General features: G+C 26.7%; 6 protein-coding genes. 5 read left to right on the forward strand and 1 reads right to left on the reverse strand.

The genetic code is table 11. The features are described from left to right. Window positions 1-84 precede the first annotated feature (84 nt). A complete protein-coding gene (locus Q1J48_RS02490) occupies window positions 85-810 on the reverse strand; it encodes a YaaA family protein (RefSeq protein WP_300360948.1) in 726 nt (241 codons plus the stop codon). Between the two features lie 176 nt (window positions 811-986). Here Q1J48_RS02490 and hemW point away from each other — a divergent pair, with 176 nt between their 5' ends. Genes hemW through Q1J48_RS02515 form a run of 5 tightly spaced genes read left to right on the forward strand, consistent with a single transcriptional unit; the run spans window position 987 to window position 4,601 of the window. Beyond that, the gene (hemW, locus tag Q1J48_RS02495) at window positions 987-2,081 is read left to right on the forward strand and encodes a radical SAM family heme chaperone HemW (protein WP_300360950.1); all 1,095 of its coding nucleotides are present in this window, start codon (window positions 987-989) and stop codon (window positions 2,079-2,081) included. A gap of 11 nt (window positions 2,082-2,092) precedes the next feature. Beyond that, on the forward strand, window positions 2,093-2,770 hold the full coding sequence (locus tag Q1J48_RS02500; RefSeq protein WP_300330887.1) for a YggS family pyridoxal phosphate-dependent enzyme: 678 nt from the start codon (window positions 2,093-2,095) through the stop codon (window positions 2,768-2,770). A gap of 15 nt (window positions 2,771-2,785) precedes the next feature. Next, window positions 2,786-3,358, forward strand: coding sequence for a cell division protein SepF (locus Q1J48_RS02505; protein ID WP_300360953.1), 573 nt, complete (start codon window positions 2,786-2,788; stop codon window positions 3,356-3,358). A 2-nt stretch (window positions 3,359-3,360) separates the two neighbouring features. Further along, window positions 3,361-4,368: a 7-cyano-7-deazaguanine synthase gene (locus tag Q1J48_RS02510; protein WP_300330881.1), complete on the forward strand. Its 1,008-nt coding sequence runs from the start codon at window positions 3,361-3,363 to the stop codon at window positions 4,366-4,368. A 14-nt stretch (window positions 4,369-4,382) separates the two neighbouring features. Further along, window positions 4,383-4,601 (forward strand): hypothetical protein, encoded by a 219-nt coding sequence (locus Q1J48_RS02515; RefSeq protein WP_300330878.1) that lies wholly within the window; start codon window positions 4,383-4,385, stop codon window positions 4,599-4,601. Window positions 4,602-4,604: the final 3 nt, after the last annotated feature.

The raw sequence follows: 4,604 nt of genomic DNA on the forward strand, positions 1-4,604 counted from the left end.
GCAGATACAAAAGCAAAATTCTTAGCTTTTGTAGATAGCTTATAAAATTAAAAAGGCCAAGGAAAAAATCCTTGGCTTTTTCTATTAATCTTTTATAAAGAAAAATTTATTTTCAGTGGAGTTTTCAATAGAGAATTTATACCCTTCTTGAGAAAACTCTTTTATTTTTTCTATATCTTCTATATGATTTAAAGTTATATAATCTAAAACTAATCCTCTAGCTTTTTTTGCCTCTGTACTAATATTTTTTAATTTACCATCTACATTTTGTCTAAACTCAATATCGATAATATTAAAAATTTTATTATTTAAAACTTTTGAAAATTCTTTAGAGGATAGATTTATAAAAATTTCATTTTCATATTTTTTAAAAAAATTATTTATATCTTCACTCCAAAATTTATAAAGACTTTCATCTAGAAAATTAATAGTCATATCAAGTCTATATGGTTTTATATTTGTATTAGGGGAAAGGACTCCATAAAGAGCTGAGAATATAAAAAGATTTTCATTTAAAAAGTTTATCTCATTTTCAGAATAATTTTTATAATTAAGTTGTCTAAAGGTAACCCCATCATAGAGAGAAAGAGCTGGATAAAAATTTAAATTTTCAAAATTTTGAATATTTTTATAAGTTTCTTCCAAAAGATTTCCCTTTATTTTAAATAATTTTTCTATTTCTTCCTTGGAAAAAATTTTTAATTTTTTTATTAAAATATCAGTTTTATCTTTGAAATAAATCTCTTTTTTCTCTTTAAAATCAATATCTTTAAATTTCATTCCTTTACTAGGTGCAAAAATTATCTTCATATTTATTTCCTTTCGTTAAAAAATTATACTATAATTATAAATATTAAAAAGTATTTTGTCAAAAAATAAATACTATAAGTATAAATTTTTTAAATAATTTAGGCAAATTTACTCTTTTTATGATATAATACAGTTGTATATAAAGAAAATTTATTTCAAATTATGGAGGAAAAAATTTGGTAGATGCAATATATATTCACATTCCTTTTTGTGTAAAAAAATGTGGATACTGTGATTTTTTATCATTTCAAAGTGATGAAAAACAAAGAGATAGATATGTTGATAGTCTTGTAAATGAAATAAGATTATACCCAAAAATTAAATATGATACCATATATTTTGGTGGGGGAACACCATCTCTTTTAGAGCCTTTTCAAATAAAAAAAATATTGGATGAACTAGATTTTGATAAGGATACAGAGGTAACTTTAGAGGTTAATCCAAAAACTGTAACAAGAGAAAAGTTACAAGAGTTGAAAAATATTGGAATAAATCGTCTAAGTATAGGGATACAATCATTTAATGAAAAATTTTTAAAAAAATTGGGAAGAATACATACAAATTCAGAGGGAATTGCAACCTATGAATTAGCTAAAGAGATAGGATTTGAAAATATTTCAATAGATCTTATGTTTTCATTGCCAGATCAAACAATAGATGAGTTAAAAGAGGATTTAGACAAGGTATTTTTATTAAATCCAGAACATTTTTCAATATATTCACTAATTTGGGAAGAGGGAACACCTTTTTATGAGAAGTTAATCTCAGGTGAATATGAAGAAACAGATAATGATATAGAGGCAGATATGTATAAGATGATAATAGAAAGAAGTAAGGAAAATAATTATCATCACTATGAGATCTCAAATTTTTGTAAAGAGGGAAAAGAGTCAAGACATAATACAAAATATTGGAGAAATAAGGAGTATATAGGTGTTGGACTTGGTGCCTCTGGGTATTTGGAAAATATCAGATATAAAAATATAAGTGAGTTTTCAAAATATTTTAATGAGATAGAGAATAAAAGATTTCCTAGAGTAGAGGAAGAGATAGTGGATAATGAGATGTTAGAAGAATATAGACATATCTTAGGACTTCGTCTTTTAGAAGAGGGGATATCTCTAAGCTCTGATGAAAAATATTTTAATATTTATCAAAAACTCTTGAAAAACGGATATATAAAAGAGGTTCAAATAGAAAATCAAGAAAGATATCTATTGACAGAGAAAGGGCTATTTTTAGCCAATGAGGTTTTTGAAGAGTTTATATAAGAGGTGAAAAAATGAGTACAGTAACTGAAAATGTACAGGAAGTTTTAGCCGATATAAAAAAATACTCAATCTATCCAGAGAGGGTAAAATTAGTGGCTGTAACAAAATATCCTATTGTAACAAAAGATAAACTAGAGGAACTTATGAAAAATGGAATTTTTACTTTTGGAGAAAATAGGGTTCAAGTCTTAGAAGAGAAGTTAGAACTTCTAGGAGAAGAAAAAAATAAAATAAAATGGAATTTTATTGGAAATTTACAAAAAAATAAAGTAAAATATATCATAAATTTTATAGATATGATACAATCTATAAATAAATTATCTCTAGCTCAAGAGATTGATAAAAGAGCTGGAAAAATAGGAAGAAAAATAGATGTACTTATAGAAATAAATCTTTCAGGTGAGGACTCAAAAGAGGGGTATGATTTAGAGGAGTTTTATAAGGATATACCAGAACTTATAAAATTAGAAAATCTAAATATCTGTGGACTTATGACAATGGCTCCAAATACTGATGATGAAAATTTAATAAGAGGCAGTTTTAAAAAGTTAAGAGAAATAAAAGAGGAAGTAAATAACAAATTTAAAAATAATCTTACAGAACTTTCTATGGGAATGAGTGGCGACTACAAGATAGCACTTGAAGAGGGGGCTACAATAATCAGAATAGGAAGTAAATTATACGAATAATTTTAAGGAGGAAAAATGGAAAATAAAAAGAAATTTCTTAATGCTTTTTTTGGTTTAGGGATAGAGGACGAGGACGAAAAAGAACAAGGATTAGAAAATAAATTTGAAGACAGTGAGGACGAGGTACAAATCACAAATAAGGAAGAAGAGCCTGTAAAAGAAGCTAAATATGAAGAAGAATATAACAATCTTTTAGAAGATGAAAAGAAAGAGGAAAAAGAAGAAAGTTTTGATGATGTAAACAAAGAAGTTAAAAATGAAAAAATAACTTTAGGAAGAAATGACTTAAGAGATATGGATGTATCTAACTATCAAAATATAGTAGCTAGAGTAAAAAAATTCGAAGATGCTAAAAAAATAGCTGAATACATCAAACATGATAAAATAGTTACTTTAAATATTGAAGAGTTAGACAAAGAAACAGCTCAAAGAATAATTGACTTCCTAATTGGAGCTATGAGTATAAAAGAGGCTAATTTTATAGAGATAAGTAAATGTGTTTATGTATCAGTTCCTAAAAATCAGAAAGTTTTATTTGATGGTTTAATTGGGAAAAAAGAAAATATTTTCGGAGGAGTAGGAATTTAATAGTGGAAAATAAAAAAGTAAGAGCTTTAGCACTTTTTTCAGGAGGACTTGATAGTGCTTTAGCAATAAAAGTTGTAGCTAATCAAGGAATAGAGGTTATAGCTTTAAACTTTGTTTCTCATTTTTTTGGTGGAAAAAATGAAAAAGCTGAAGCTATGGCAAAACAACTTGGTGTAAAATTAGAGTATGTAAATTTTAGTAAAGAACATATGGAAATATTAAAAAATCCTGTCTATGGAAGGGGGAAAAATATGAACCCTTGTATAGATTGCCACGCTTTAATGTTTAAAGTAGCTGGAGATCTTTTAGAAAAATATGATGCTCAGTTTTTAATATCAGGAGAGGTTTTAGGACAAAGGCCAATGTCACAAAACTCTGAGGCATTAGAAAAAGTAAAGGCTTTATCTAATTTATCAGATTTAATACTTAGACCTCTTTCAGCAAAAAGATTACCTATGAGTAAACCAGAAAGAGATGGACTTGTAAATAGAGAACTTTTACTTGATATAGAAGGTAGAAGTAGAAAACCTCAAATGAAATTAGCTGAGGAATTAGGAGTTAAAGACTATCCAATGCCAGGTGGAGGTTGCCTTTTAACAGATCCAGGATATTCAAAAAGATTGAGAATAATTGAAGAAGATGGACTTTTAGGAGAGGAAAATTCTCAAATTTTACATCTACTAAAAAGAGGAAGATTCTTTAGATTTGGAGAGAAAAAATATCTTTTTGTAGGAAGAGCAAAAGAGGACAACGATATAATGGTTGGATATAAAGGATTTGGAAAATTTTTCATAAGAGGTAAGGGAGTTGGAGGACCATATATAATTGGTTATGGTGAGTTATCTCCTGAAGAGGTAGAATTTGCAAAAAATCTTTTCTCAAGATATTGTAAATTTAAAGGTGATGAAAAAATAGAAATTTTCTTTAATGAAGAGCCAATGACTGTTGAGCCAATAAATAAAGAGGAAGTAGAAAGTCTTATAAAAAAATATCAAATAGTAATGGACTAAAGGAGTGATGTTTTATGTTAGAATTACTAAAAAAATTAAATTCAGAAAAATATGACATTGTAACAGGATCAAAAAAATACTATGGGATAAAGATATTAGAAGAAAAAGATAATTTTCTTTTAGTAGAAACAAGACCAAATACATATATGCTTATAAATATCGCATCTGTAACTACAATTACACCTGCTAAAGATATAGCTTATGGAACTATTGCAAAAAATATAAGATTCTAAAAA

The sequence above is a fragment of the Fusobacterium sp. genome (genome assembly GCF_029258315.1).
Taxonomy (GTDB): Bacteria; Fusobacteriota; Fusobacteriia; order Fusobacteriales; family Fusobacteriaceae; genus Fusobacterium_B.

What these genes read in the sequence shown, in the direction of transcription:
- Q1J48_RS02490 (WP_300360948.1), bottom strand. Translation starts at nt 810, where the DNA reads ATGAAGATAATTTTTGCACCTAGTAAAGGAATGAAATTTAAAGATATT.
- Q1J48_RS02500 (WP_300330887.1), top strand. Translation starts at nt 2,093, where the DNA reads ATGAGTACAGTAACTGAAAATGTACAGGAAGTTTTAGCCGATATAAAA.
- Q1J48_RS02505 (WP_300360953.1), top strand. Translation starts at nt 2,786, where the DNA reads ATGGAAAATAAAAAGAAATTTCTTAATGCTTTTTTTGGTTTAGGGATA.
- Q1J48_RS02515 (WP_300330878.1), top strand. Translation starts at nt 4,383, where the DNA reads ATGTTAGAATTACTAAAAAAATTAAATTCAGAAAAATATGACATTGTA.